This window comes from Methanosalsum natronophilum (assembly GCF_024808815.1).
GTDB lineage: Archaea > Halobacteriota > Methanosarcinia > Methanosarcinales > Methanosarcinaceae > Methanosalsum > Methanosalsum natronophilum.
In genome coordinates this window covers 1-1316 of the sequence record NZ_JANUCS010000041.1, presented here as the reverse complement: position 1 = coordinate 1316, position 1316 = coordinate 1, and the positions used below count along the sequence as shown (strand labels likewise).

The following is a 1316-nucleotide window of genomic DNA, read 5'->3' as shown; positions in this document are numbered from 1 at the left end:
GCTCCTGCTGGTAAGACGTTCCAGGAATGCTATGACACAAAGACAGTTACACCAACCGAAGAATACGTGAAAGTATACGATGGTGCAAAGAAGAAGCTGGAAGAACTTGGATTAGTATACTGAGTATAATTAGCTGACAAATGTGTTATGTATGAATTTTGATGATATTATCAAAATTCAAATTATTTTATTTGTAAACAAAATTGTAAATTAGGAGGTACTTAAAAATGAGTATGGAATTGATAGTTGTTTTACTTGCAGCTGCATTTATAACCGACTTTGTAGCCCTAATGCCTGTAGGTGCATTCTTACTAGGTGTTGGAGAAGATGCAAGACCAATATGGATTATTTTATTAATTGGTGGTATAGTACACTTTATAACAGGTATTTTAGTTATTTTAGCATCCGATGCGGCAGTGGTTGGAGAAACGGCTGCTCTGGTAGGATATGCGATAATCGTCTTCGGATGGATTTTCGTAGGTATTGCATATATGTCATATAGAGAATTCGAAGCTACTGGAGTGGGACACTTGGCACTCTTCTCTGCTGGTGTATTCCTTATCTATGCAATCGCTGACTTCATGTTCGGATATGCCGTTTGGTCATTAATCATGCTAATCATTGTTGCAATTCTATTGATCGTTGCAGCTATGGACTACGGTAAACTATCTGCCAAAGCATGTGGTGCAGGACTTATAGCATTCTCTATATTTGCATTCATAGTTGGTCTCGCTTTAATTGTAGGCTGGCTAGAATACGGTGCACCTGCAATACCAGCACTAGGCATTTGAGTATAAACAACTAAAAACTATTTGAAGTAGGCCGATATAATTATCGGCTATCTTTTCTTTTTTTCTTTTTTTCTACTTTTCCCATCAAACTGGAAAGCTTAATTTGATAATTCAAAGGATTTTTTCAATTTTACTATTGCTTAGATTCTATTTACTTATCTTTTTTACTAAGCATTGTTTGCTACCAAAGATTAGTATCATACATTATGTTAAGTCACCTAGCATTTGTAAAGTATTGTGCTGTTTGACATTTATCTCTATACCCAGATTTTAGGCTTGAATTATGCTATATACTTTAATTTTAAATTTATACTGGCCTAAAAAAGTTATTTTGGTTGTTTTTTTAGGCAAATAGACAAACTAAACGAATAAAAATACAAAATAAAAAGGTGACAAAATGGCAAATCAAGAAATTCTAGATAATCTAAAGGAAGCAATTGTAAACCAGGATATTGAAGGTGCAAAGCAAGGTGCACAAGAAGCATTGGATGCAGGTGTATCACCTGTAGAAGCAATTGATTCTGG

2 protein-coding genes are annotated in these 1316 nt (G+C 34.7%); both read left to right on the top strand.

Translation table 11 applies throughout. From position 1 onward, the window contains the following. Positions 1–123: monomethylamine:corrinoid methyltransferase (locus tag J2T59_RS10180; RefSeq protein WP_259134101.1), on the top strand; the 123-nt coding region annotated here is incomplete at its 5' end. Between the two features lie 104 nt (positions 124–227). Beyond that, positions 228–791: a hypothetical protein gene (locus J2T59_RS10175; protein ID WP_259135830.1), complete on the top strand. Its 564-nt coding sequence runs from the start codon at positions 228–230 to the stop codon at positions 789–791. The last annotated feature ends 525 nt before the right edge of the window (positions 792–1316 follow it).

Coding starts and splice junctions, on each gene's coding strand:
- J2T59_RS10175 (WP_259135830.1), top strand. CDS start 228: ATGAGTATGGAATTGATAGTTGTTTTACTTGCAGCTGCATTTATAACC.